21 protein-coding genes and 2 pseudogenes are annotated in these 24,931 nt (G+C 54.2%); 10 read left to right on the top strand and 13 right to left on the bottom strand.

The features are described 5' to 3' along the window. Positions 1-97 precede the first annotated feature (97 nt). Positions 98-491: pseudogene (tnpA, locus tag KTE_RS22700) on the top strand (IS200/IS605 family transposase); the annotation flags it as partial. 4 nt (positions 492-495) lie between these two features. Then, positions 496-1,653 carry an RNA-guided endonuclease TnpB family protein gene (locus tag KTE_RS22695; protein WP_201384913.1) on the top strand — a complete coding sequence of 386 codons (1,158 nt, stop codon included), beginning with the start codon at positions 496-498 and terminating at the stop codon, positions 1,651-1,653. 135 nt (positions 1,654-1,788) lie between these two features. Here KTE_RS22695 and KTE_RS22690 read toward each other — a convergent pair whose 3' ends face one another. The 4 genes from KTE_RS22690 to KTE_RS22675 all read right to left on the bottom strand — a co-directional run bounded on the left by KTE_RS22690 (position 1,789) and on the right by KTE_RS22675 (position 6,550). Then, the gene (locus tag KTE_RS22690) at positions 1,789-3,042 is read right to left on the bottom strand and encodes an RNA-guided endonuclease TnpB family protein (protein ID WP_201384911.1); all 1,254 of its coding nucleotides are present in this window, start codon (positions 3,040-3,042) and stop codon (positions 1,789-1,791) included. Then, a complete protein-coding gene (locus KTE_RS22685; protein ID WP_201387182.1) occupies positions 3,014-3,628 on the bottom strand; it encodes an IS607 family transposase in 615 nt (204 codons plus the stop codon). Before KTE_RS22685 ends, KTE_RS22690 begins: the two co-directional genes overlap by 29 nt. Before the next feature lie 237 nt (positions 3,629-3,865). Further along, positions 3,866-4,663 carry a DUF899 family protein gene (locus tag KTE_RS22680; RefSeq protein WP_201384909.1) on the bottom strand — a complete coding sequence of 266 codons (798 nt, stop codon included), beginning with the start codon at positions 4,661-4,663 and terminating at the stop codon, positions 3,866-3,868. Positions 4,664-5,017: 354 nt separating this feature from the next. Next, the gene (locus KTE_RS22675; RefSeq protein ID WP_236600525.1) at positions 5,018-6,550 is read right to left on the bottom strand and encodes a PLP-dependent aminotransferase family protein; all 1,533 of its coding nucleotides are present in this window, start codon (positions 6,548-6,550) and stop codon (positions 5,018-5,020) included. A 426-nt stretch (positions 6,551-6,976) separates the two neighbouring features. Here KTE_RS22675 and KTE_RS22670 point away from each other — a divergent pair, with 426 nt between their 5' ends. Continuing rightward, on the top strand, positions 6,977-7,318 hold the full coding sequence (locus tag KTE_RS22670; RefSeq protein ID WP_201384907.1) for a hypothetical protein: 342 nt from the start codon (positions 6,977-6,979) through the stop codon (positions 7,316-7,318). Positions 7,319-7,480: 162 nt separating this feature from the next. Continuing rightward, positions 7,481-7,666 (top strand): hypothetical protein, encoded by a 186-nt coding sequence (locus tag KTE_RS22665; protein WP_201384905.1) that lies wholly within the window; start codon positions 7,481-7,483, stop codon positions 7,664-7,666. Between the two features lie 300 nt (positions 7,667-7,966). Here the strand turns inward: KTE_RS22665 and KTE_RS22660 are convergent, their stop codons facing one another. The 3 genes from KTE_RS22660 to KTE_RS22650 form a co-directional block, all read right to left on the bottom strand. Beyond that, the gene (locus KTE_RS22660) at positions 7,967-8,116 is read right to left on the bottom strand and encodes a hypothetical protein (RefSeq protein ID WP_201384903.1); all 150 of its coding nucleotides are present in this window, start codon (positions 8,114-8,116) and stop codon (positions 7,967-7,969) included. 68 nt (positions 8,117-8,184) lie between these two features. Next, complete coding sequence (locus KTE_RS22655) at positions 8,185-9,645, bottom strand: DHA2 family efflux MFS transporter permease subunit (protein ID WP_374226821.1); 1,461 nt, start codon at positions 9,643-9,645, stop codon at positions 8,185-8,187. Positions 9,646-9,721: 76 nt separating this feature from the next. Next, on the bottom strand, positions 9,722-9,940 hold the full coding sequence (locus KTE_RS22650; RefSeq protein WP_201384898.1) for a hypothetical protein: 219 nt from the start codon (positions 9,938-9,940) through the stop codon (positions 9,722-9,724). Between the two features lie 394 nt (positions 9,941-10,334). Here KTE_RS22650 and KTE_RS22645 point away from each other — a divergent pair, with 394 nt between their 5' ends. Both KTE_RS22645 and KTE_RS22640 read left to right on the top strand, forming a co-directional pair. Then, positions 10,335-11,420, top strand: a complete 1,086-nt coding sequence (locus tag KTE_RS22645) for a sigma-70 family RNA polymerase sigma factor (protein WP_201384896.1) — start codon at positions 10,335-10,337, stop codon at positions 11,418-11,420. 160 nt (positions 11,421-11,580) lie between these two features. Next, positions 11,581-12,843: a phosphodiester glycosidase family protein gene (locus tag KTE_RS22640; RefSeq protein ID WP_201384894.1), complete on the top strand. Its 1,263-nt coding sequence runs from the start codon at positions 11,581-11,583 to the stop codon at positions 12,841-12,843. 158 nt (positions 12,844-13,001) lie between these two features. Here KTE_RS22640 and KTE_RS22635 read toward each other — a convergent pair whose 3' ends face one another. Then, complete coding sequence (locus tag KTE_RS22635; RefSeq protein WP_201384892.1) at positions 13,002-14,333, bottom strand: hypothetical protein; 1,332 nt, start codon at positions 14,331-14,333, stop codon at positions 13,002-13,004. 432 nt (positions 14,334-14,765) lie between these two features. Next, complete coding sequence (locus tag KTE_RS22630) at positions 14,766-15,914, bottom strand: RNA-guided endonuclease TnpB family protein (protein WP_201384890.1); 1,149 nt, start codon at positions 15,912-15,914, stop codon at positions 14,766-14,768. Positions 15,915-16,245: 331 nt separating this feature from the next. Here KTE_RS22630 and KTE_RS22625 point away from each other — a divergent pair, with 331 nt between their 5' ends. Further along, a complete protein-coding gene (locus tag KTE_RS22625; RefSeq protein ID WP_236600524.1) occupies positions 16,246-17,607 on the top strand; it encodes an MFS transporter in 1,362 nt (453 codons plus the stop codon). 115 nt (positions 17,608-17,722) lie between these two features. On the opposite strand, the gene KTE_RS22620 is transcribed toward KTE_RS22625, so the two are convergent. Continuing rightward, the gene (locus KTE_RS22620; RefSeq protein ID WP_201384888.1) at positions 17,723-18,292 is read right to left on the bottom strand and encodes a DinB family protein; all 570 of its coding nucleotides are present in this window, start codon (positions 18,290-18,292) and stop codon (positions 17,723-17,725) included. Between the two features lie 238 nt (positions 18,293-18,530). On the opposite strand from KTE_RS22620, the gene KTE_RS22615 reads away from it, so the two are divergent. Next, entirely contained in the window at positions 18,531-19,112 is a 582-nt protein-coding gene (locus KTE_RS22615; protein WP_201384886.1) for a DinB family protein, read from the top strand. A 314-nt stretch (positions 19,113-19,426) separates the two neighbouring features. Then, a complete protein-coding gene (locus tag KTE_RS22610; RefSeq protein WP_201384884.1) occupies positions 19,427-20,677 on the top strand; it encodes an RNA-guided endonuclease TnpB family protein in 1,251 nt (416 codons plus the stop codon). 220 nt (positions 20,678-20,897) lie between these two features. Here the strand turns inward: KTE_RS22610 and KTE_RS22605 are convergent, their stop codons facing one another. From KTE_RS22605 to KTE_RS22595, 3 genes are all read right to left on the bottom strand, one after another. After that, positions 20,898-21,731 carry an NAD(P)-dependent oxidoreductase gene (locus tag KTE_RS22605; RefSeq protein WP_201384882.1) on the bottom strand — a complete coding sequence of 278 codons (834 nt, stop codon included), beginning with the start codon at positions 21,729-21,731 and terminating at the stop codon, positions 20,898-20,900. 437 nt (positions 21,732-22,168) lie between these two features. Further along, on the bottom strand, positions 22,169-22,603 hold the full coding sequence (locus KTE_RS22600) for a nitroreductase family deazaflavin-dependent oxidoreductase (RefSeq protein WP_201384880.1): 435 nt from the start codon (positions 22,601-22,603) through the stop codon (positions 22,169-22,171). A 416-nt stretch (positions 22,604-23,019) separates the two neighbouring features. Further along, on the bottom strand, positions 23,020-23,922 hold the full coding sequence (locus tag KTE_RS22595) for an aldo/keto reductase (protein ID WP_236600523.1): 903 nt from the start codon (positions 23,920-23,922) through the stop codon (positions 23,020-23,022). A gap of 300 nt (positions 23,923-24,222) precedes the next feature. On the opposite strand from KTE_RS22595, the pseudogene KTE_RS22590 reads away from it, so the two are divergent. Then, positions 24,223-24,750 (top strand): annotated as a pseudogene (locus tag KTE_RS22590) (RNA-guided endonuclease InsQ/TnpB family protein); the annotation flags it as partial. Positions 24,751-24,931: the final 181 nt, after the last annotated feature.

Here is a 24,931-nt window from a genome sequence, read left to right as displayed (position 1 = left end):
GCTTCAGCCATGGGGATGAAAGACGCGTTCCTTTTTGGAGAGGGGAAGAAGAGCAACGCGTTGGGGTATTCTCCTCTTGACAGGAGATACAAAAGTGCTGTACACTGGAACTCATGTTCAAGAGCATCGAAGCAATCGGAACGTGGTTTTTGCGTGCCATTCTCATGTGGTCTGGTGTCCCAACTATCGACGCACACTGCTTGTCGGGACCATCGAAACCTGCTTCAAGCAGATCATTTGCCAGGTCTGCGAAGAGCTTCAAGCAGAGCGAGAGGTGATGCCAGATCATGTGCATCTCGCGGGTCAATATGGACCTCCTGTTTGGGATCCATCGGCTGGTGAAACGCATCACAGATCGTTCCTCTCGATGCTTGCGACAGGAGTTCCCGCAACTCAAGCGAGCATTGCCCACGTTGTGGACGAATTCCTCTTGTGTCAGCACATCAGGTGGTGCTTCCTTGAGCGTCATCAAGCAGTCTATTGAGCAACAAAACCATGTCTCACAAGACATTTCACTACCGGATCTATCCGACAAAAAAGCAAGAGACGACCCTCACCCACTGGCTACAACTGCTGTGTGAGACGTACAACGCCGCCTTGCAAGAACGCCGGGATGCCTATAGAATGGCGGGGAAATCGATCGGCTTTTCCCATCAGTGCGCCGAATTGCCCGAGTGCAGACACATGCGTCCCGATCTGGCTGAGGTGCCTTCCCAAGTTCTCCAAGATGCGGTCAAACGCGTGGATCTTGCCTTTGATCGATTTTTCCAGAGATGTGCGAGTGGAGAGAAGCCAGGCTATCCCAGATACAAGTCTCATGTTCGCTATGATAGCATGACGTTCAAGCAATACGGCAATAGTTTCGACGTTGCAGCGAGCGCTCAAAAGAACCGGGGAACGCTCGTGCTCGCCAAATTGGGCCAGGTGAAAATGGTGATGCATCGGCCCCTCGCCGGAACGCCAAAAACAGCGATTGTGAAGCGGACGCCTACAGGCAAATGGTTTGTCTCGATCTCGTGTGAAGATGTGCCAAAGGGAAACGTCCCTCAATCAGACAAAGAAGTCGGCATCGATGTCGGGCTCAAAACCTTTGCCTATCTCTCCGATGGCACGTCTCTTGAGAATCCACGCTTCTTCAGGCAAGAAGAAAAGAACCTGGCGAAGGCACAACGCAAGCGAGACAAAGCCCCGAAACAATCGCAAGAACGAAAGAAGCTCAAGAAACGCGTGGCACGCGTCCACGAACGGACAAAGCATCGCCGCAAGAACTTTGCGCACCAGCACTCGCGCAAGATTGTCAACACCTGCAACCTGATCGCCGTAGAGGCGCTGATCGTGCGCAACATGGTCAAGAATCCGAAACTGTCCGCATCCATCGCAGATGCAGCGTGGTCGCAGTTCTTTGCGTTTCTGTGCAGCAAAGCGGAAGAAGCTGGCCGCACAGTGGTCAAAGTCAACCCAGCCTACACCAGTCAGCGATGTTCCTGCTGCGGGCATGTGCAAGAGATGCCGCTCTCTGTACGGATCTACGAATGTCCCAACTGTGGACTCGTGATCGATCGCGATCACAATGGCAGCAAAAATATTTTAGATGAAGGTTTAAAGGCTGTGGGACGACACAGCCGCGTCATTCCAGAAGCCCCCGGCTTGTAGCCGTGGGGAGTCGTCACCTGAAGTGATAGCCCCCTGGAAAAGGAACGGTCAATTTCTTTCCTGAGGCAAGGAGACTCTTTATCGCAGAGGATAAACCATATTTGTGGCTGCCATTCTAAACCTACTCAAAAGTGCTCACGCACTCTCAAATAGATTCAATTGCTGCACTTGCCCCTCACAGGATGCCCTCGTGACATCTACGCCGCTTTGGGTCGCATGCAGCACACCGCACTCAGGACGAGCCTGAGCGTGTGGCTCTCGCCGAGCAAAGAACCTCGCCAGGATGTTATGAGCACTATTCTCATCTCGATCCATGACGAGTCCACATTCGACGCAACAATAGGTTCTCTTCCACAATGGCATGGCTTGTAGATTGCCACAGCCACTACACTGCTTAGAGGTGCTGCGCTCATCTAAAAAGTGAAGCTCTTTCCCGTACAACTGGCATTTGTAGATCAGCATTTGAATGAAGGCGTACAGCCCCCACTCGTTATAGACCGCTCTATTGAGATGCTTATTGCGCTCGACATGCTGTTTTGTGACCATCTGCCGTTGGGAAAGGTCTCCAACCACAACGGTTCTTTCAACCAGTTTGTGGCTTATCAGGTGGGATGCTTTATGCAAGCTATCCTGTTGTTTCTTGCGTTTCTTCTGCGAAACGCGCTTGTAGACTTTGCTCAGATGGAGGTACCGGCGTGACTTTTTCTTACATTTGTCACGTTTGGATCGAATTTTGTCCAGTTGTTTATTGTACCAGCGTGCGCCTTTGAAGCCACCAATGGTATAGATTCTCCCCTGTTCGTTGACGCCTGTTGCCAGTGTCTTGACGCCAAGGTCAAAGGCAACCGCTCCATCTGTCTCATGCTGTTTTTCGTCCCGCTCTCTTACAAATGAAGCAAAGTAGTTCCCTCTGCCATCGCGACTAATAGCCACTTCTCGAAAGTGTTCCGGTGGTGTTTCTGTCAGACGTGTAACGATATTGGGGTATTGTTTGTTTTTGCCCTTGCCTCCGGTGGGCAAAATGAGCTTATCGCCCTCAATTTCGAGATACATGGCAGGATAGCAAAGCGTAAAAAAGCAGTGCCGAGGGCGTACCCGTGGGAATCCGGGCGTTTCCCCTGCTTTGACCCGACGAAAGAAGGCTTTCATGGCTCCATGAAGGCGAAAGTATACCTCTTGAAGCAATTTGCCATACACCTGAACCAGTTCAGAATCATGCTGCTTACTTTCTTGCAAGCTCTTCTTGGCCTCGTAGAGATCCCACTTCTCGCCGTCTCTGAGCTTCATAACCCACCAGTTGTACAGCCCGCGACACTTGCCCTGCATGAATTCAAGGGTTGCGGCATCTTGCTCAGACACGTCAATTCTGATTTTTTTGCAAAGCAGCATCTTTAATCGCTTTCTTGTAGGAACGCAGGCCATGTAACCTGGCAGAGAAGACCGTCACTATGGCAATGAGGTCGCGTACCAATTCTTGCTCAGGGGAAAGATTTTCACCATTGATGACGAGAAGTTCGGTGTGGTGTCGTTCGCAAAAGGCTTCAAAGTATTCATACCCAAAGCGAACCAAGCGATCTCGATGAGCAAGAACAATACGTCGTACCTGACCAAGTTCAACCATCTCCATGAGGCGATTGAATTGCTGGCGTTTGTAGTTAAGCCCACTGCCGATATCCGACATCCATTCATCGACCTTGAGTGAATGTTGATGACAATAGGCTTCTAACGCTTTTGTTTGGTTGGCTAAATCAGGTTTTTGGGCAATCCCAGACACACGCGAATATGCAATGGTAAGTCCCTGCTCCGGTGCTTTTAACCCACGATACTCAAGGTACTGGTCATGAGTGTAATAGCGCCTATTCGATTGTGGGGAACGATGGGCAACCAACTTACCTTCGCGGTCCCATTTTTGCAGCGTTTTGGTGGACTTGCCAATAAGTTTCCCAAACGCCCGAATGTCATATATATTCCGAATAAGCACATTTTAACACAATTGAGTGCCTATGTCAAAACTGTTTTCTTTCTCCTTTGGCTGTCAACAGATTGACCATCTCGCACAGATGATCACTTGAACCTGCACTAGCCACCATCCGCACCAGCCGGCAGCGCTCCTGCGGTGTCGACTCCCGGCACGACATCGACACCGAGCACAATCACCATGAGTTGGCCGCCACGCTGCACGCCACCGCCGCGTCGATGCTGATCAAAAGGCTCACGGCTGGTTTTGGCAGTCGTGTGGGGCGGTGGCGGTGGCCTTGGTGCCCAGGTCGTCAGAGCGTCCAGCCGCAAGCCGGGACCATTGGGCAGTGGGACGTCCGTCCGTGCGGAACTGTTCGCCGGCGTTTTCCCACCGTTGCGGCCAGCCAGTGGGCGAGTCTTCCCAGGTTTCCTGCCGGCCGTACACGGTCATGTCCAACAGCCCGTAGCTGGGGGCCATCGCCTCCACGCCGCGGCCGCTGGTCCAGTAGGTTTCGAACACGCGGTCGCCGTGCCGCAGGTAGCACACCAGCATGCCGAACCAGCGCCCGGCGAGCAGGGCGTCGGCGGAGTCTTGCGCCGAGTACCACGGGACGTCCCACCCCATGAAGTCGCGATAACGAACGCTCTCCTCGTACGGACCTTGGCAGAACGTGGTATAAGTGACGTCGCGAGAATGCAGGTAGGACAGCTCGCGAACATGGCCATTGAAGAAGGTGCAGCCCTCACACTGGGCCCCGGAGGGTTGACCGGTGTGCCACATGTGAAAGTAGGTGATCAGCTGTCGGCGACCCTCGAAGACCTCCAGCAGCGTGACCGGTCCGTGCGGACCGATCAGCGTGATGGTGGGGTCCACCTCCACCATCGGCAGAAGCCTTCGAGCTGCCGCGATCTCATCCCCTTGGCGGGTGTGCGCCTTTTCCCGAACCAGCAGCGTGTCCAGTTCCGCCTGCCAGGTGGCCCGGTCGACCACCACAGGCAGCGCAGAGGTGTCGCTGTCTGTGATGAAATTGTGCTGATCAGATGTATTCATAGGTGTTTCCTTCTTTCATCTCCCTCTTGCATTCAGGATGACTGATGGGGAGAATAGATCTTCTTGCAATTTGCAAGTACATCTATTCTACTGGCAGAGAAAGAAAAAAACTTCTCCCATCTTGCTCAAATCCTCGTTCCGCTGCCGAAAGCCTAGCAAGCGTACTGCTCACTCGCCTTAAGCTGATCAACATGCTTCCTCGCCTCTTTTTCACCAGAAAAAAGTATGCTGAGAGAGCATGCTTTTTTCTGCTCCTTTCCCCAGGAGGTCGATGGGCCCGTCTTCTCTCTCTACCACCTTAGCATTTTCTGCCAATTGGCTACCTCACCATCTTAGCGACAACATGGGGCCATTTTATGAGTGAAGCACGTGTGCCAGTTGATGAACGCCAGCCTGAATCTCCTGCTCATTCACTGCCCCATAGCCGAGAACGAGACCGCCTCGTTGAGGTAAACCCAGCGCCAACTTGGAAAGAGGCACTACTTCGAGTCCACGTGCTCCTGCCCGTTGTGACATCCGCTGGTCATCTATTTCTGGTGGTAACCAGCACAGAAGATGCAAGCCTGCCTGAGGCGGCTGTACTTCCACCAGGTCTCCAAGTTCCCGCTGAAGCAATTCGATGAGTATGGCTCTTCTGGCCGCATAGATCTCTCGCATATGCCGGATGTGATGCAGAAAATACCCTTTGGCGATAAACGCTTCCAGGATCAGCTGCTCAAGAATAGGCACATGGGTGTGCGTACAACTGCACAGATTGGCAAAAGGTGATATAAGCTGAAGCGGCACGATCAGATACCCTATGCGTAATGCTGGAAAAAGAACTTTGCTGAATGTTCCAATGTAGATTACTCGCTGAGCGGTATCGAGTCCCTGTAATGCATCGAGCGGTCGACCACTAAAGCGGTAATCACTGTCATAGTCATCTTCGAGAATCCAGGCATTGGCCTGGTTCGCCCATTGGAGGAGGGCAACGCGTTGCGACAGATTCATGGTGACACTCGAAGGAAATTGATGAGATGGAGTGACATAGGCCAGGCGAGCTTGTGGGTAGAGCTTTTGTCCTACTTCGACATTCATCCCTTCTGACGTCACGGGGATAGGAGCCAGTTGTGCGCCAGCATTACGTAGGGCTTGTTGCGCTCCTGGATATCCTGGATCTTCAATCCAGGCAAGCTCCCCTGGATTGAGGAGGAGGCGAGCTGCCATATCTAACGCTGATTGCGCGCCTGGCACAAGAAGAACTTGCTCTGCCTGGCAATGCACGCCTCGTGTGATGCTCACATGAGAAGCGATCGCTTCGCGCAATGGATAGTAACCTACAACCTCCTGATAATCGGCCACGCTTCTGAGCGTCGATCGTGCGCAGTGGGCAGCAACCTGGCTCCACTGCTGAAAGGGAAATGCGCGCAGATCAGGGACGCCCTCGCGAAAAGCGCGTGGAGCATTCGGTCGAGGATGGGTCAGCGGAGAACGTACAGGTGCCTGGCGCGTTAAATCCTCTCCCAGGTGAGACAAGGAGAAGGGAGCGTGTATGCTCTCGTCAGGAGCTGTTTTCTTCTGGGGAGCTGCTCTTGGAATGAAAAAGGTCTCAGGAAGGTCACATGCCACCCTGGTCCCTTGGCCAACCTTCCTCTCAAGATATCCTTCAGCACAGAGTTGTTCGTAGGCATTACTTGCTGTATTACGAGAAATACCTAACTCACTCGCGAGAACCCGTGTTGATGGGAGGCGTTGGCCTAGCTGTAATTGACCACTGAGGATAGCATGGCGTAGTCGGTCGTACAACTGGCGGTGCAATGGCATCGTTAATGCGCGGTTGAGCGTGATGTCTGCTGTATTTTGAAGTGTGTGTTGTCTTTTCGACATGGCTGAAAAGGAAATCTCCACGAAATGGCTCCATCATGTTTGTAAAAATGACCCTTGAAAGGGCTCTCTTTCTAGACTATGCTTCTCTCACAAGCTACAAGCTACGACTGATCTTCTTTTAGAAAACTCATCTGAAAAATACACAAGCGACGCTTCTCTTCGTCCTGAATAGGGCATTTGACAGGCCTCCTACAAAGATATGGAGGAAAACCACTTGCCACCGATCCAGTCGCCTTCTATCGCCAGGTACAGCAACACTGGGACAGCCGTGCGAAGTAGAAGCACAAGATGGCTGGACAGTTCAAGCTGGCTTGGACTGTCCCCGACGAGGAGTCCGGCGTGGTCTAGAAAACTGAAGAAAAAAAGTACTCAGCGTCGTTCGTAGCATGGCAGATTTCCATCATAAAAGAGATGGGCCGTTAAAGAAGACAGAGGAAGATCAAAGATATGGAACCTCTCCCCTGCCGTTATCACACCTTTGGATCTGTTGAAAGCGATCGTCAAGAAGTGCAGCGTTTGCAAAAAGCGCAGCTGGAATATGGGGTCTATGCATGTATTCCCGGAACCCAGCATACCTATGAAGAGGTGATCCAATCGCTTGTCGGGCTCGATTTACGCCGGCAGTACGAAGAACGCAGGCAAAGAAACCACACGTACGAAACAAAGCGGCACATAACCATCAAGATGAAAAGGAGGAACCAAAAGGAGACTCCTGATGAAACAAGAGAACGAGCTATACAGCGGGACGTCTGGACCCACAACCATGGTGCTCAAGAAGACCATCGCTGAGAAGAAAAAATGCATAAACGGACTATAACATAAGTATACAGCAAGAGGAGATAAAACGAGAGAGGCCATGACCACAAAAAACATGTGCAGGCAATCGTTGGGTAATTGGGATTGATTGCTCTAGGAGAGGCTCAATTCTACTGGGGAAAGGAGAGAAAACAGATGACGACCATGCAAGAATTGCAAGAAATCGTCGAGCAATTGGGATTGATTGATCTAGGAGAGGCTCAATTCTACTGGGGAAAGGAAACAATGGAGAAAGACATGAACGACAACAAGCGAAAACAACGCCTTGACGCGAAGGCACCTATCGAGAGCCATTCTCTCTCTTTGCCGACCATGTCATGACTCCCCAACGGATTCGGCTTGCCCCCAGGGGAAAGCTGTCGGCTCCTCAGCAATGTGGGTCATCTCCGTTATTGGTTTGGGCTTCCTGTTGAAGGAAGGCTTGATCTCCAAACGCTCATGATGAGCCTTGATCTCATCCTCATGCGTTTCGAGAGAGGCATTGATAGCTTCTTTGCGACCACCCACCAATTTCTGGATAGCGAGGGTCGTAATATGCCAGCGCTCTGCTCTAACGGACGGTGCGTCTCATTCCATTGCATCAGCGTATACACGGCACGTCGATAGCGCTCATTACCCGCTTCAGGGGCCTTCATCTCTGCGAGTTTGGAGGTGGATAGCGGCATAGCGTTCGCTGTCATGTCGTCTGGCCTGGCTGCGCAGGTGGCGCGCCTCCCGCTCTCCTGCTACCAGGAGATAGGACAACAGATCGGAGGCTCCCGTCTGTGCCATGGCTTCTTGTAAAGAGAAACAGGCAAGAATCGATCTTCTCACCTGTTTCGTTGCGCCGACCTTGGGATTTACAAGACCGGCGATTGCTCCAGCAGACTGTCTCGTTCATGCTCCCTGGTTTCGGGCGCTTGCTCGGTGGTTCGCACAAAGGCCTTGTCGCGCCTGCCAGGCAGCACCAAGCCAGAGATGGCCCCCATGAGGGCGAGAGCAGAGGCGACGCTGATCGCAGAGGCGAAGCCGTTGCTGAACGCCTGGGCGGAGCTGAAGCTTCCGACCCCGGCAAACACCGCAGCCAGGATTGCGACCCCGAACACCCCGCTGAGCTGGCGCAGCATGCTGAACGTGCCGGACGCCTTGCCAATCTCGTGAGCTGCGACCGAGTTGATGACCGCGTTTTGGGTCGCAGGGATTGCCATCGAGGCACCACAGCCAGCAATGATAAGCGGCGCAACGAGTTCAGGGTAGGGAAGGTCGGGCCTGGCGATCAGTGCGATCCAGATCATTCCGGCTGCTTCTGCAAGCAGCCCAACGACAATGAGCACACGCTCACCCACCCGGTTGACCAGGGCCCCTGCGATCGGGGCGACCACGAACAGGGTGGCCGTCCAGGGGAGCAGGCGCAGCCCGGAAGCAAGGGGCCCGTAGCCCTGCGCGGTCTGCAAGAACTGCGCCATAAAGAACACGGCACCGTTCATTGACGCGAAGAGCAAGAAGTTCGCCGCGTTGCCCGAGGAGAAGGCGCGCGAACGGAAAAAGCGCATCGACACCATCGGCACGTGAACGCGTAGCTCCCAGGCCACGAAGGCCACCACAAGCCCTGTCCCGGCCAAGAGCGTTGCGACGACCTCAAAGCTCCCCCAGCCCGCCCGGTTTCCACGCACCAGCCCCCACGCCAACCCCAGGGCCGCGCCGCTCACCAGCAGCAAGCCACCGAGGTCGAGTACTGTGCGTGGGCCCCTGCTCTCCGGGACGCGAAGAGACACGAGGACAATGACCAGCAGGCCGATGGGGACATTGAGCCAGAAAATCCACCGCCAGGCAAGACCTCCGGCGATGGCGCCCCCCACTACTGGGCCAGCAATGAGGGCCAGCCCGGTCACGCTCCCGAAGATCCCCAGGGCTCGCCCTCGCTGCGCAGGCTCGAACGCCGCCGAGAGCAGCGTCAAGGCCAGCGGCAGCATCAGCGCCGCGCCACACCCCTGAACCGCGCGCGCGGTGATCAGGGCGCCGATGGTGGGTGCGAGCGCACAGGCTGCCGAGGCTGCCACGAACAGCAAGAGGCCTGCAACGAACAGGCGCCGACGCCCAAAGCGGTCGCCCAGGGCCGCGCCCGTCAACAGGAGTACCGCGAACGTCAGGATGTAAGCGTTCACCGTCCACTCCAGCTCCTCGATGGAGGCCCCCAAGTGCAGACGGATCGTGGAAAGCGCAGTCGAGACGACCTGTACGTCGAGCGAGATCATAAATGATGCCACCGATGTGAGCGCCAGAACCCAGATGCTCGCCGCTTTTTTGCTTTTTTCTTTCATCAATTTCCTCTTTTCAATTTCATACAAAGACTCCCCCTGGATGTCGAGCACAGGAGTAATTAAGACAAGATCATCATCAGAGAAGGTCAAAGGCTCGCGCCAGACCAAAGGAAGGTTGGTGCAGCACGCGCAGCGATGACTTGCTTCTCAATCGAGATAGACACTGGTGAGACTGTGAGGAAGAGCAAAACTGTGCGGCCTGATTGGGGAGAATTGCGGCTTTGCTCACACTGGGAGAGAGCAGAGAGAGGCGCACCGGTCGATCTTCGATACAATGGGTGAGTACTGAAATCATCAGATGCAGAAAACTCCTCGGTGAGACCGCACAGTTTTGCTCTTCACTCCAGTCTCATAAGTAGACATCCAGGCGGAGGCGACACGACAAGGTTGGGTGATCTGACACTTATCCTGCGTCTGCATCATCCAAGCAATCAGGTCGGGCTGATCAGAGGAGGGCCATGCTAAAGAACTTTGCCCTCAAACATCCCGCCTTCGTCGGTCGATCAGTCCGTGACGTAAAAGCCGAAGCCGACTTCTACGAGAAGACATGCAGGCACAATCCTGCAAACATACTATGGAAGCATCCATGTGTGATAGAATCGAGAACAGGCATGTGGTGTTCCAGACACGCCCCTGACTGATCACGCTTATGATCAGGGAAGGATCAAGACAGAGATGAGGGAAGCAGTGTGACATCTGAACAGAGGAAGAGAGAGAGCCTCTCTGGCAAGGCAAACCGCGTGGATGAAGCCCTGGTCACGGGTCTGGTGACTCAGAGCCCATCTGACATCAGCTCCCTGATTGAACCCTATCGCCGGGAACTGCACCTGCACTGTTACCGTCTCCTGGGATCCCTGCACGATGCCGAGGATGCAGTGCAGGAAACCATGCTGCGTGCCTGGCGGCACTTTGACAGCTTCAAGGGCTCTGCCTCGCTACGCACCTGGCTCTATACAATTGCGACCAACGCTAGCCTCGATGCCCTCAAGAAACGCTCGCGGCGCACGCTACCAACCGCAGCCTCTCCTGCCTCCGACCCGTTGATTCCAGTTGCGCCCAGGAGTGCCGAGACGCTCTGGCTTGAGCCTTTCCCTGACAGTTGGCTGGCATCGGTGGAAGAGCAGGCGGAGAACCCAGAAGCACGCTATACCAGATCCGAGAGCGTCTCGCTGGCCTTCCTCACCGCCCTTCAGTTGCTCCCACCCCGCCAGCGGGCCATCTTGATCCTCTCGGATGTGCTGGACTGGCGTGCTATCGAGATTGCGCACTTGCTAGAGCTCTCGGTGTCAGCCGTCAACAGTGCCTTGCACCGCGCCCGTGTGACCCTTGCGAAAAACTATCATCCCGGTAAACGAGAGCAGGTGCGGGTTCATCAGGCTGATGCGGAGACGAACGCGCTGCTCTCTCGCTATCTGCAAGCATGGGAGACAGATGACGTCGCCGGGCTCGTGGCGCTCCTGAAAGAAGATGCCATATTGAGTATGCCACCGATCCCTTCGTGGTATCAGGGTCGAGAAGCGATTCGCGTCTTTCTTCTTGCGAGATTTGGAGTGCAGAACCGGTGGCGGATGGTAGCGACGCATGCCAATACACAGCCAGCATTTATCTTGTATCGAGCTGACGAAGCGAAGAGTCTCTACCAAGCTTTCGGGGTCCAAGTCGTCACCCTCGGTAGTTCGCGACTGAAGAGGCAGATCGCCGAGGTGACGATCTTTCGTAGCCCAGCGCTCGTGACCGCTTTCGGATTCCCGCTTCAACTTCCTCAAGAAAGTTAATCTCCCGCGCTCGCAGCCCTTCCCCCCAACCTCCAGGTCTCCCATATTGACACATGAAGATTATTAGTATTCGTGCATATAGCATATATTGCCTTATTATTTACCAATCCCTGTAAAATTAAATAAAGAGCATATTATTTATTACAAGGAAAATGAGCATATGTTGATACACAAGCATGTGGCTGCGCAGCTTTTTCTATGTGCGGCGCTTCTAATGCTGCTTGCCGGACAATCGGCTTTGACATACGCCAAAGTGGCACATCCATGGCGTTCTGACACGCCTCCCAACTGGCCCCTGGTGCTAAACGAAAAGCAAACGCTTGACCAGGCTCTGGCCAGGGGGTTACAGATCTCGACGGAGACCCTGAGTACGGCTGATGGGTCTCAGCATGCCAGTCTGTTGAATGTCGACCTCTCCGATCCTTATCTACGCCTGGGGGTCGTGCAGGCCAACGATCAACTGTTGAGCCGGGGCGAGACGGTTGGCTCGATGGCGAACCGCTCGCAGGCGATAGCTGGCATCAATGGCGACTTCTTCGAGATCAACACGACAAGCGCTCCAATCAATATGGTGATGATCGATGGCGAACTCTGGCAGAGCCCGACCCCGCCGTCACGCAATGCCAATGATTTCGCCGTCTTTGGCATCAATAGCGATGGGAATATGGTCATCGATCATGAACAGTTCGGCGGGACCGTCAGCACTGGCAGTGTCAGTCACCCCCTCAACGCGGTCAACCGCTACGCAATTCCCAGAGATGGCGGCATGCTGCTGGTAACCTCCCGCCTCGGCGCTATGAGTGTGAGTGGATACACGGTAGCGCTTCTCAAGCCGGTTGATGGCTCTCGATACATTGTTACCTCGCTCCAAACGAATATGACAACGCTAAACAAGCTTACGGGCGATCAGCAGGCCCTGGTAGGCGGCGGTGAGTCGGGTCGGTGGCTCCAGGCCAATATCCACCAGGGAGAGACACTGGACATCACCCAGCAGCTTATGCCCGATAGTGATCTGCGATACGCCCTGGGTGGGGGTCCACAATTGGTCAAAGACGGGCAGATCCCCAATGCCAGCGAGCTTGGAGATAGCGCCGCCGTCAATCCGTTGACCGCCGTGGGCATCTCGCGAGATGGCAGGCACGCCTTCTTCGTCGTCTTCGATGGGCGCGAGGCGGGAGCAGACCACAGCCACGGCCTGACGCGTTCACAGATGGCAGGTTACCTGCTAGAGCATGGAGCCTACCAGGCCCTCCTCTTTGATGGTGGTGGCTCTGCCGAGATGGTCGCGCGCCTGCCGGGGCAGGACAGGGTATCAGTCATCAATACGCCTTCGGACGGTCATGAGCGCCTGGTCGCCAATAGTCTGCTGATCTATAAAACAGAGCAGCAGGCCAGCCAGCCATCAACACGCCGCTACCGTTGACACTCCCCCAGATAAATCCCTGTCACTTCTACACATGCAACAATGGCAAATGGGAGGCAGCATCAGATGCGGAACGGGAAAGCTTGAGCTTTTCTATCTCTATCTGTCAGCTCTTCTTTCCAATACAGCTTCTTCAGCCACGTTGCAAAATCACGTTGTTACTTCGAGTGAGAGTGGTCTGTGACTGACTGCTCTTCTCGAGGTAAAAGATATTCTTCCCCGGTCGCGCCTTCGGCTTTCCGCTGCTCCAATGGGCAGATCCATAAAGAGAGCGAGGTTGGCTGTATGGTCTCTTGCACCACGGCCAGCAACTGCTCGCAGAGCTGATCCAGGTTCACCTCTTGGCGCAGATTCGCACTAAAGGCTTCCACCGTCCTGGCAGCATCATATCTGCTGCGATAGAAGCGCAGGTCGATGTTCCGTTGAATGCCATGGCGCAGCGGTTGGAAGAGGATAAAAATGACGAGAGTCGAGCCGACCAGAATGAGTGGAGACTGCGCTGCCTGCGGGCTGAAGGACGCGAACGCAAACTGTAAGCCGAGGATCAGGCCCACATACACCGCAGCCAGAGTGGCGGTGAGCAGCGCATAGACCAGCGTACGCCTGACAAAGACATCGATGTCGAAGGCATTGGCGTACAAGACAGCCATCAGAAACCCCGCAATATTGATGCCACAGCCAAAGAACCCCGCGATATTGATAATGAGCAAGGCGGGCGCGTCTGCTGGGGCGAAAGCAGGGACAAGGAAAAAAAACAGAAGAAGGAAGAGGATGAAGAGGCTCAAACTCGCAATAATCCACTTGGTAGCAGCTTGCTCACGGGCGGTCAAGAGGCGACGGGAGCGATAGATCAGGATTCCCACCAGAAGAGGAAAGCTGAGCATGGTGAACACCGTGTTGATCAAGGCAAAGACCGGAGTTGTGAGGAAGGCAGAGAGCACGACGACCAGGCAGTTGATCAGATAAAACCCGAGCACCCAACGAGAGCCAAATCGGCCATTGGGAAAGGTGACAAGTGCATACATGCCGAGCAGGCCCATTCCCAGACCGATCAAGAATTGTGTGGGTGTATACAGGACAGTATAAGCAGCAGCAAGGGCTGGATAGTCGGCTCCCTCATAGGCCGATAAACCGACGAGAAAAGCGCTCATGCCCAATGGGACCCATTGGCCAGGCTTCTTGAAGACGATGAGCAGCGCGATCCCGACACTGACCAGGATATAGAGCACCTGGATCACTGTATAGAGGGTGGCATAGGACGGGATGGAGAGGCCCAACTGCTCCAGGGCGCGCATATTGCCGGGGGTGAGCGCACACCCATCGAGGCAAACCGTGTGCAAGTAGGCGTAGCCCAGCGGGAATCCAATGAGATGGCCAGCCAGGATGAGCAGCGTATAGATGAGAAAGCCAATCGTCATGAGCCGAACTGTGCCTGGACGATGGGGGGTATCTAATACCTTACGCACAGAGCTATCGAGTGCAGCCGTCATAATCATCTCCTGTTGAACACGGCTATGGCTAGCAATCGCTCTATCCAGCCAAACGTAGACGGTAACTGCTTTGAGTATAGCATGGCATCGTCTGAAAAACGTTACGATCGCTCGGATGCATAAGAGCCACGATATCCTTCACAGAGTCATTTTGAGTCGATGCGCAGCATTCCCGCTGTGCGCGCTCGCGAGCCGCGTGGGAAAGCAGCCAAGCTCTTGCTCTGTGAACCATGTGATATTCATGTGTAGCATATGTTGGTCGCGAAAAGCAGAGGCAGGAGCGCCGAAAGTTGCGCAAGAGACAGGACACGACGGGCCTCTTTCGTATTGAGCCGCTTCAGGCCACGAATAGTCCAGGTGAGACAAGAATGTTCTTGAGATCGAGTTGCATGTCAATAACCCCATGCATAAATGCAGGGGCTTGCCCACATCCTAGGACTGGGCTTCAGGGCTGATTGACAGCAGCCCACTACCCCGAAAGGCAGTATAGCGGTTGCGAATGTTTACCGCCGCATTGACGTCAGCATGGTCCCTGTGACCACAGTGAGGGCAGGAGAAGGCATGACGTTTGCGCACCCCACGCAAACCACAGCGAGAACAATTCTTACTCGTGTAGGCAGGATTCACCTGAGTCACACTCAGCCCACATTCCTGGGCTTTGTTCTCCACACAGGTACGAATGAGGTGCCGTTGCCACAGCGACATTCGACGTCGAAGTGCCTTGCCTTTGAGCGTGCCCTTCTCTGGTTTGGGCAGATGCAAGTCCTCAAAGACAAGCACGGCATTCTCAGGGGCAAAGGTGATCAGTTGCCTGGCTGTTTGTTGGGCAAAGGTGCGGGTACGATTGCGTTGGGTGCGACCAAGCCGTTTGAGAAGACGCCGAATACTGCGTGTATCCTTCTTCTCTGCCTTACGGATCGCATGTTTGCGCTGGAGGCGAGCGCGGGTCTTGGCGGTACGTCGATTCTTGACTTTGACGTCTTTCCCTCTCACAAAGAGGGTGCGCCCATCGGGGTCAACGGCGACAAGGGCATTGGTTTCATTGAGGTCAATGCCTACTGGGAGAATCCCTTGAGGCTCTGGGGCGTCAAGGGTAAGCGTCACACGCCCAATGAGCTTGCCATGGCGCTTGATAACGGTGAGGCTATCAATCTCAATGGCTTTCATAAAGGTCGTCTCAAAGTCTTGAGGGAGCGTATACGTGAGGTGTTTCCGTCCTGCTACCGTCCAGAGAGAAAGGGTGCCATCTTTGCGAAAGTCAGCGTCACGCCCACGCTTGCCGACCAGGAACAACGCACGAGCCTTCTTGAAGAGAAAGGGGCGTTGTGCAGGTTTCTTGTTGGATTTGGCGCTGGCATAGGCAGCGGAGACAAGACGAATAGCAGATATCGTCATTTGTGCCGAGAGCGAACCTTTCACCTGATGGTAACACGCCCGTTGCAACGCGAGAGCACCAAGAGGTTTCCCACCATTGAAACACGGTTCAGAGAGGGCATGTTGCACCTCCCGAAACACATCAATGGTGTGCTCAAGGTCGCTGTCAGGCTCTATGACGATGGGAACGGTTCGTTGTATCTGCATACACCCATTTTACCACTAAACAACAGTAGTGTCAATTTCGCATGTGGTATCTGCGGCAATTCCTCCCTACGGCTCAAGCCGAGGGCACCCTTGCCGCAATCCTGGTGGTAATAAGCGCTAAGAGTGGTTCTTACACCGGAGCCCTTTGTTTCCCTTCTAAGTGTTGATGAGTGGCCTTCCTTTCCCATCAGAGGCGTAGACCTATGGCAAGACCTTTGACAGGCTGCCTCAATCGAGGTAGAATGGGTTTAAAGATAAATAAAGGGTAAGGCACCCCTGGCTCTGTCCCGCGTGCTTCACGAAAGCTCACGAAAGACGTACCGGAGGTGTTATGCTACCACGACTCTCAAGACTCTTACAACTATCAGGAATCCCCAGGATACAAGGGCGCGAGGCCCTTGTTCTTGCATTTCTCATAGACGCGCTTGGCACCGGACTCTACCAGCCCTTCTCGCTGCTGTACTTCCAGAAGATTGTGCAACTCGACCTTCCGGCCATCGGAGTCGCGCTCACCGTCGCCACCATCCTGACCTTGCCGATAAACCCAATCACCGGCAGCCTTGTTGACCGCTTTGGGGCCAGGCAGTTCGTTGTGATAAGCCAGCTTCTTCAGGCGATAGGCTTCCTGGGCTACCTCTTCGTTCGCACCATCCCCCTGCTATTTGCAATGGCATTTCTTGTCACTGCTGGCAATCGCATCTTCTACGCGGCCGCCACGACGCTGATCGCCGAAGTCGCGGGCCACGATGAGCGAGACCGCTGGTTTGGATTTGTAGGGGCAACACAGAACATCGGGCTGATTGTGGGCGGCCTGCTGGCGGGCCTCATTGTGACGTTTGGCGGCTCCAATGGCTATCGGGCGCTCATCCTGGCGAACGTATGTAGCTTCCTCCTGATGGCTCTTGCGCTCTGCTGGCGTAGAGATGCCCATCAATCCAACAACCAGGTTGAAGACCTGTCCAGGGATCGGGTTGAGGGCCTGCCCGATGATTCGCTTCGTGGGAGTGCTCTCGCTGACGAGCGGATTGGATATCGCGCCGTCCTGGCGGATCGTCCGTTCCTTGTGCTGGTTGCGTGCAACGTCGTCTTCGCACTCTGCTCCCTGATGATGTCGCTTGGGCTGCCAATCTACGCGACGGAGACCCTGAAGCTTTCAACGGCGACGGTGGGCGCACTGTTCGCCTTCAACAGCCTGCTGGTGATCTGCACGCAGACGGTGACGGTGCGGTTCCTGGAGTCCTTTCGTCGCACACGCTCCCTGCTCGTTGCCTGCCTGCTATGGGTTGCAGGCTGCATGTTATTTGCGCTAGCCCCGCTGATACCAAGCATTCTACTCATCCCCTACCTGTTTGGCACGGTCGCCATCTATACCTTCGCAGGTATGATCGCTGGCACCATATCGGCGGCTCTGGCAGCAGCCAGCAGCCCCGCGCATACGCTGGGGCGTTACATGGCTCTCTTTGAGCTTGCGTGGGGAATCGCCGGTGCCATCGCTCCGGCAATGTTCGCGTGGCTCAACGTTGCCGGCCCATCGCGCACGTGGATAGCGCTGATAGGACCGATGCTTATCGTCGGCCCGCTTCTGCTCTGGCTCGAAGCGCATCTTTCGGTGCGTGCTCTCTATGTTCGCCGCTCGGTCGAGATGCGTTCCGACAAGCAAGTCGCCCGGCGCTCGGAGCGTGCGCCGAGGTGAAGCCCGCCGAAAAACACAAGCAGGCCCAGACCCTCTATCAAAGGAATCAAGGAAACTCCAGGAACTCAGGCTTATGACGTTTCAAAATTGGGGATGACTCATAGATACAAAAATGTCACACCCGAGCCGCGCTCGCCTGGCGCATAATTTCACGCAGTTGATCAAGGTGGTCTGCATCGTGATACAGACCCAGGATAAAGCGGCCAACGGCGTTGAGTTCGCCAGCTTGCGGGAAAGGTGAATAGGTGATATCCAGGTGAGGCTCGTCAGGCCACGCATCGAGCATGGCTTGACGCATCCGACGGCTCTCCTCAAGACGCTGGCGCACCTGGGCGATACTTGTCACGCTCTCCCATGGCGTCTCGTAACGCGAACGACCCTCAACCGGCAGGCCACGAGCCAGTACGAGAGCCAGCGCAGCTGCCTCTTCGGACGAAGCGGTGGCATGAACCACCACGTGGCCCAGAGTCCACGCCAGGGTGGACTCTTCGGGTTTACCAAAGGTATCGTTCGCGTTGGGGTCTACCGGCACGAATGCCACGTCCGCGTCAACTGCGTCAATGACGATCCCCTGCATTACATCGATCATTTCATTGGTAAGTTGATAAAGATCGGCCTTTGTCAGACCAGCAGCCACATCTGCAAAGCTCTGAGAGCCGCTTTTTACTGCATTGAAATCGAGCATAGGGGTTTTCTCCTTAAATGACATTTGTTGAAAAATAAAAGAATCTTAGGTCTTATCCTAGCCTGTTTTTTTGAGCAAGCTGAGATTGTTCATCTCTCTACAAAACACTTTATCAAAGCAGCCTATTCCATCCAGAATGGGGCTACGTCTCAAGGAGATGGTGAGCACATATGAGGGTAGATACTGACCGCTTTTGGTGGTAGCATGTCGAGAAAAGAAGCAGAAAGGAACACATGTTATGGCTGAACAACCGATGGAGACGACGTTGCGTACCGCTCTGTGGTGGCAGTTCGGCGCGGCTATCGATGTGCTTAAAAATGCCCTGGTAGCCTGCCCTGCCTCGCTGTGGAAAGAGCGCCTCTGGAGCGCGCCCTCGGACCACTCCCTCCCGCCGTGGCTCCCACCGGAATTCGCTCATTTCTGGTATATCGTGTATCATACGCTCTTCTGGCTCGACTTGTATCTCTCGGGCTCCCGGGAGGAGGACTTCGCTCCCCCCGCTCCCTTTATCTGGACTGAGGGCAACCCCGCCGTGTCGCCCGAACGGCCCTATACGAAGGAGGAGCTGCTCGTCTACCTGGTGCAGATACGCCAGAAATGCCAGACAACGATTGCTGATTTGTCAGACGAGAAAGCGCATCAACAGGTCGATTACCCTTGGACCGAGGGAAAGCTGGTGAGCTATTTAGAACTCCTGTTGTACACCATGCGCCATGTCCAGGAACATGCGGCCCAACTGAGCCTCTTTCTCGGACAACACGGCATCCCAGACGAGGCACTCGACTCGGTCGCGCGAGCGAAGGATGCACCTAGCATCTGAGGCGCGCAAGGCGAGAGTGGGTGTGGTCGTCGGGACGACGCGCCCAATCCCAAACACACGTCTTCCAACGGAGAAGATAGGAATGGTTTGATGATTTCAACAGAAGGAGCATAAGAACAGCAATCAAAACGATGCGCAAACATGATCAAACGTGCGCTTGTTGCACACATTCGTATACGTTGACAGAGAGACGATAGTATCGTATGATACACCCATCAAATAAGAAAGAATGTTCTACATCAGGGCATCTTCTGTTTCTGGCAAGAGAAGATGTTTTCCGCCTTTCGGGGTGGTGTTGAAAGAGAAGGGGTTTCATGCTCCTCTGCAAAAAGATCAAGCTTGACCTTAGCGAGCAAGACACGGCCACCCTTGAGTTCATGCAAGGCAAATGCAGAGGCCTCTACAATTGGTGGGTCATGAGGCTCAGAGACGGAGAGACGTGGCGCTTCAACGCCTGCAAGAAAACGCTGGCCGAGAGTCGTGCCTATGATCCTGAACTCAATCAGGTATATGGCAAGTTGCTTGCCGAAGTCTACTATCGCCTGGATGCAGCCATGAAAGCCTTCTTTCGTCGGGTCGCCAATGGGGAAACCCCAGGCTTTCCCCGCGTGCGACCTCGCCATGGCTTCTTTACCCTGTGTTATCCGGCGATGTATCTCACGCGTGAGGGAAACACGCTCATCTTGCCCACAGGAGGCAAGGGCAAGCACAAACGCTTTCCTGCCATCCGTGCCGCACTCACGGAACTGCCTCCCGAAGGCTTTGGAGAGGTGGCCATCAGTCGCGATGGCAGGGGCAACTACTACGCCTCTTTCAGCTACCGACAGCCCGAGCAAGCCAAACGCGATGGTGACACCGTGGCTTTCGATCTGGGCATCAAGACGCTGGCAACTGGCGTCACGCAAGAGGGCCGGATCTATCACATCGGTGGGTTCAAAGGCTCGCGTTGGTACAACAGACAACGAGATAAGCTACGTTCGAAACGTAGCAAGTGCAAGAAGAAATCCCGTCGCTCTCTTCATCTGAGCAAGGTGTACAAGCGCGTTTCACAGAGGAAGCGCAACAAACAGCGCGATAGCCTGCACAAGGCGTCGCATCTCATCGCACGGCGATTGGTTGAGAGAACTGTCGTCGTGGGGGATCTCTCTCAACGGCAAATGGTCATGAAAGAGCATCAGGAGCGCAACAGGGCGCTCAATCGGGCAGTCTATAACGACTGGGGCTTGTCTGCCTTTGTCCAGATGCTCACCTACAAATGCCAGCTGTATGGGAAAGAGCTTCAGTTCGTAGATGAGCGCAACACGTCCAAGCAGTGTAGTGGCTGTGGAAATCTGCACGCCATGCCCCTGTGGAAAAGAACGTATCAGTGCGCGGAATGTGGACTCAGCATGGATCGAGACGACAATAGCGCCGTCAACATCTTGATGAGGTTCCTTGCCCGGCGAGGGCCACACACTCGGCTTACCGAGTGCGGTGTGCTGCAGGCGACCCAAAGCGGCGTAGATGCCATGGAGGCATCCTGTGAGGGGCACGTGCAGCAATTGAGCCTGTTCGATGGTGTGTAAGCACCTTTGAGTAGGTTTAGAATGGCAGTCAGGAACAGAAAGCAAACAGAGAGAAGTATAGGGATACATATCAATTTTTTGCAAGCACAGCCATTCATTTCTACCGGAGGCGCGCCTCCGGTAGAAATGAATGGCTGTGCAAAGACATGACGCGCACCCGAAGTTGGGTGGAGATAGTGACCGGTGCTTTCTCGCCACGATCTCTGTAACAGAAGCAGAACTATACCTGTTTGCGCCAGGAATATTTGGGATTGTAGCCTAGTAGTTTGCGGGCTTTGTCGATCGAGAGCAGTGTCTCATGCTCGCCGACTCCCTCACGTAGTGGCACGCTGGGGTAGACTTCGGCCATTAACTCGCTGTTGGTCTGATTCTGTGTAGTATCCGCAGCGGCAATAATAAAGGTTTCAGCGCCAGTGATATCGGCTTCGAGACCCAGGCGGCAACTCTGTGCGACATCACGGGCATCGACGTATCCCCACAAATTCCATTTGCGCGTCAGTACGTCCTCTGAAAACGATGGAAAGCGAGCGTAGTCGTGTGGCTCCATGATATTAGAGAAGCGCAAACCTACAAAAGGGATGCCACTCCAGCGGTTGAATTGCCGTGCCATCTCTTCACTAATGACTTTGGAGAGCGCATAGCTGGACTCTGGATAGAGAGGATGCTGTTCATCGATAGGAGCATAACTGGGTTTCTCACGGTCGAAAGGCAGGCCCAGTGTGGTCTCACTTGATGCCCATACAACGCGCTTCAGGCCTAATGAAACAGCTGCGCTAAAAATATTGTATGTACTGAGCGTATTATTGCGAAAGGTTGTGCCCTCTGTCTGCCTGCCAGGTGCCGGGATCGCGCCGAGATGCACGACGCCATAGGCTCCTTGAAGCACCTCGATGGTCTGCCCCAAATCTGTCAGGTCAACTTTAAGGAATGGTGAAATCTCTTCACGAGGTGGCACCAGATCGACATTGAGTACTTCATAATTATGATCTATGAGCTCGCGAATCACGGCTCTCCCGGCCTTGCCACTACCGCCGGTAACAACAATCTTTTTCATCAGACCTCCCGCTTCTGGATACCCCTGCCTAGAGGCATGGGAAGGAAAGAAGCGTTCCTTCCTCGGGGAGAGGAGTAGCGTTGCCGGTTGCTCCGTATGCCTTCAACGCAACAAATGTCGTCCGCCTTTGGGAAGAGTCGACCCGCCTCCTTGCCTCAGCGGATCGGCGTACCGGGCAAGACCACTGATAATCACCAGAGTGGGTTGTGCCATCTCCCAAACAGGCCACGTGATCATGCACTAGGAACCGGCAAAGGGTTTCGCTCGACGAACTGGTGCTGATGCCAGTATGGATAGATACCCACGGATCTCTCCTCTGGTACCTCCCTCTTATGAGGATGACACTCTTATGGGACATTATGGTGGTACTGGTAAATTGGGCAAAACTTGAGTCTGGCACACATTTGGTGATTCGACTTTCCCAACGCTCTCCTCTTTCAGGCCAGCGGATGCAAGATCACCACAGGAATCTTGCGGGTGGTGCGTCTGGCATACGCTTCCCATGGAGGATTCTGGGCAATTAGCCGCGGCCACAGTTGAGCGTACTCCTCCGGTCCGGCCACGGTGGCCTGCGCGGCCTGCCGGTGGCGTCCAATCTGGATGCGCACGTGAGGATTGCTGAGTACGTTGTGATACCAGCCTGGATGACGATCTTGACCGTTATTACTGGCCACGATCACATAATTGGCTCCATCAGGCATATACTGCAAGGTGTGACTGCGCTTCTCGCCGCTTTTGCGCCCGGTTGTATGGAGTACTAACATTCCCATTTTCCCCAGGCGACTTCCCAGCCGCCCGTCGCTCTTTTCATAGACCCAGGTCATCGTGCGATCAACCAGGGTCACCACAAAGTGAGAGATAGCCATCAGCATAAAAACCTTCCTTCCCAGTCGTAACTCAGGCTTACTATAGCACATGGCTGCTCATTTCAGCATGGCATGGGACCCTGGCCAGGGACGGCAGAGATCATTTTCAGAGCCCTGAATCGAATCACCAAATGTCATACTGCTGGCGAACCTCACAGAGAGTGATGAGACAGCCAAGCAACAGAGACACTGTGACCGGCTCGGATCAACGAAGACATATGAACCAGGCAAATGGGCAGCAAAAGATGCATATGTTGATCTCTGATACATGATGCTGAAGATCCAAGGGCCTTCAGTGTGATTGAAATCCAGACGCGCTTTTTACGATGCCTTCCTGATGCGATAGGGAGGGATTCGCCAGCAGTGAGTCGTACCAAGAACCAAGTTTTACCTAATTTACCAGTACCACAAGAGGGAACGTCCTACGCGTGAGCAACACGGCGAATCGCCTCGAACTCGTCCTGGCTCAGTCTGATCTTGGCAGCCTCGACGTTCTCTTCAAAGTGCTTGACCGAAGCGGTGCCGGGGATGGGCAGGATCGTTGGTGAGCGTTTCAGCAACCATGCCAGGGCAATCTGGCTGGATTGTGCGTTGTAGCGCCTGGCAATCTGATCCAGGACACTCCCTGGACGTGCCAAGTCACCGACCGACCGAGGATGCCAGGGAATAAAGCCGATGTTCTCTTGTGCGCACAGATCGATCAATGCTGCGGTTTGCTGGATGTCTATCCCCACAGCCTGTGGTTGCTCCAGATTGTAGTGGTTTTGCACCGTCACAATGGGTACAATCTTCTGCGCCGCCGTAAGCTGATCAATGGTCACATTGGAGAGACCGACATGGCGGATCTTGCCCTCAGCTTTCATCTTGGCGATCTCACCTACAGAGTCTTCAAACGGCACGTTCGGATCAGGATAATGCAATTGATACACGTCGATCTGATCAACGCGCAGACGTCGCAAGCTGCCTTCCAGATCCTGGCGCAGGCGCTGTGGACGTCCATCAGGTCGAAACTGGTTAGGGCCAGTACGTAGCAAACCACCCTTCGTGGCAATAACCAGGCCCTTTGGATAGGGGTAGAGAGCTTCGGCAATCAAGGACTCACTGATCTCGGGTCCATATGCTTCGGCGGTATCAATGAGGGTGATCCCCAGGTCCCATGCGCGCTTCAAGACAGCGATTGCCGCATCCTTATCCTTTGGCGGTCCCCAGATGCCCTCACCAGTGAGGCGCATTGCCCCAAAGCCGAGACGAGAGACCGGCAAATCACCACCAATCGCAAAGACACCGCTTGCTGCCGCGATTTGCTCGTTTCTGTTCTCCATCATATTCTTTTCCCTTTCTGGAAATAGAATTACATCATAAAAACGTGCATAGTAGTCGAAAAAGGCAAATCAGATGCGTATCTGTCACACAATAGATGACGTATCTGACTGGCTGCGTTCCTTCTCCACATGTTCATAGATCGAAGCCTACACCTTTGAGTGCACTCTTAGTCAAGGGGTCTGGCACTCTTGCTTGCCTTCGTTAAGAGACAAAAAACTCCACTTTCCTCTTGACTGAGAGTGCACTCAAAGATGTATGTTTAATGCAGACAGTATTGCGTCTTCCTCTCTGAAGAGGTCAAAAGTGACAGCAGGAAAGGGAAAACAGCGGAAAAGCGTCTCAAACGGTTGCAACGTCGCCTCTCCAAGAAACAGAAGAAATCAGCTAATCGCAAGAAAGCCCGTCAAGCCGTCGCCAAAGCGCATTTAAAAGTCCAAAGGCAGCGTGAAGATTTCGCCCGTAAGGCAGCGAACGCGCTCGTCTCGTCTCACGACCTGATTGCCTTTGAAGACTTGCAGATTCGCAATATGGTGAGAAACAGGCACCTTGCGAAAAGCATCAGCGATGCTGGATGGGGACGGTTTCTCGCCTGGGTGAACTACTACGCCGCTTTGCATGGTATCCCTGTGATTGCCGTTTCACCTCACTACACCAGTCAAAACTGTTCGGCGTGCGGTACGCTCGTCAAGAAGAGTTTGAGCGTGCGTACCCATGTCTGTACTGGCTGTGGTGTGGTACTAAACAGGGACCACAATGCGGCTTGTAACATTTTGCAAAAAGCTCTCAGTACCGTAGGGCATATGGGAACTGATGCACCTTTGAGTGCTTGAAACGCTTCTGGACAGGATGGCCTCTACAAGCTTTTAGCAATGGGAGTTTGCAAGTTGCCTGGGTGAAGGAAGAATCCCCCTGGATGTATCCGGGGGAGTGTCAATACACAAGTGGATCAACCTCAAAAACCCTCTACGAAAAGCTCGGTTTTATCGAGAAAGAGCAGAAGTTGGTATACAT

The organism is Ktedonobacter sp. SOSP1-85, assembly GCF_016587415.1.
Taxonomy (GTDB): domain Bacteria; phylum Chloroflexota; class Ktedonobacteria; order Ktedonobacterales; family Ktedonobacteraceae; genus Ktedonobacter.
Note: the sequence above shows the minus strand (reverse complement) of the source record. Positions and strands in the feature narration are given on the sequence as shown.

Coding starts and splice junctions, on each gene's coding strand:
- KTE_RS22695 (WP_201384913.1), top strand. CDS start 496: ATGTCTCACAAGACATTTCACTACCGGATCTATCCGACAAAAAAGCAA.
- KTE_RS22690 (WP_201384911.1), bottom strand. CDS start 3,042: ATGCTGCTTTGCAAAAAAATCAGAATTGACGTGTCTGAGCAAGATGCC.
- KTE_RS22680 (WP_201384909.1), bottom strand. CDS start 4,663: ATGAATACATCTGATCAGCACAATTTCATCACAGACAGCGACACCTCT.
- KTE_RS22670 (WP_201384907.1), top strand. CDS start 6,977: ATGGAACCTCTCCCCTGCCGTTATCACACCTTTGGATCTGTTGAAAGC.
- KTE_RS22665 (WP_201384905.1), top strand. CDS start 7,481: ATGACGACCATGCAAGAATTGCAAGAAATCGTCGAGCAATTGGGATTG.
- KTE_RS22660 (WP_201384903.1), bottom strand. CDS start 8,116: ATGGCACAGACGGGAGCCTCCGATCTGTTGTCCTATCTCCTGGTAGCA.
- KTE_RS22655 (WP_374226821.1), bottom strand. CDS start 9,645: ATGAAAGAAAAAAGCAAAAAAGCGGCGAGCATCTGGGTTCTGGCGCTC.
- KTE_RS22650 (WP_201384898.1), bottom strand. CDS start 9,940: ATGATTTCAGTACTCACCCATTGTATCGAAGATCGACCGGTGCGCCTC.
- KTE_RS22640 (WP_201384894.1), top strand. CDS start 11,581: ATGTTGATACACAAGCATGTGGCTGCGCAGCTTTTTCTATGTGCGGCG.
- KTE_RS22635 (WP_201384892.1), bottom strand. CDS start 14,333: ATGACGGCTGCACTCGATAGCTCTGTGCGTAAGGTATTAGATACCCCC.
- KTE_RS22630 (WP_201384890.1), bottom strand. CDS start 15,914: ATGCAGATACAACGAACCGTTCCCATCGTCATAGAGCCTGACAGCGAC.
- KTE_RS22625 (WP_236600524.1), top strand. CDS start 16,246: ATGCTACCACGACTCTCAAGACTCTTACAACTATCAGGAATCCCCAGG.
- KTE_RS22620 (WP_201384888.1), bottom strand. CDS start 18,292: ATGCTCGATTTCAATGCAGTAAAAAGCGGCTCTCAGAGCTTTGCAGAT.
- KTE_RS22615 (WP_201384886.1), top strand. CDS start 18,531: ATGGCTGAACAACCGATGGAGACGACGTTGCGTACCGCTCTGTGGTGG.
- KTE_RS22610 (WP_201384884.1), top strand. CDS start 19,427: ATGCTCCTCTGCAAAAAGATCAAGCTTGACCTTAGCGAGCAAGACACG.
- KTE_RS22605 (WP_201384882.1), bottom strand. CDS start 21,731: ATGAAAAAGATTGTTGTTACCGGCGGTAGTGGCAAGGCCGGGAGAGCC.
- KTE_RS22600 (WP_201384880.1), bottom strand. CDS start 22,603: ATGCTGATGGCTATCTCTCACTTTGTGGTGACCCTGGTTGATCGCACG.
- KTE_RS22595 (WP_236600523.1), bottom strand. CDS start 23,922: ATGATGGAGAACAGAAACGAGCAAATCGCGGCAGCAAGCGGTGTCTTT.